Consider the following 203-nt stretch of genomic DNA (forward strand, 5'->3'; position numbering starts at 1 on the left):
CGGCCGCCTGGTCGAGTGGACCGCCCGGATCCTCGGCCGCGAACTGGACATCGTCCGCAAGGCCCCCGACCAGCGCGGATTCCAGGTCCAGCCCAAGCGCTGGGCGATCGAGCGCACGTTCTCGTGGCTCACCGCCCACCGTCGCCTCGCCCGCGACTACGAGACCAGCCCCGCCCACTCCGAGACCATGATCCGCTGGGCGA

Annotated in this window: 1 protein-coding gene; it reads left to right on the forward strand. The window is 71.9% G+C overall.

Annotation, left to right across the window (positions count from 1 at the left end; all coding sequences use genetic code 11):
- A partial coding sequence (locus IH44_RS0140385; protein ID WP_030464807.1) for a transposase occupies window positions 1–203 on the forward strand: 203 nt, incomplete at both ends.

This window comes from Kitasatospora sp. NRRL B-11411 (genome assembly GCF_000721345.1).
In the GTDB taxonomy this organism is placed as follows: domain Bacteria; phylum Actinomycetota; class Actinomycetes; order Streptomycetales; family Streptomycetaceae; genus Kitasatospora; species Kitasatospora cineracea.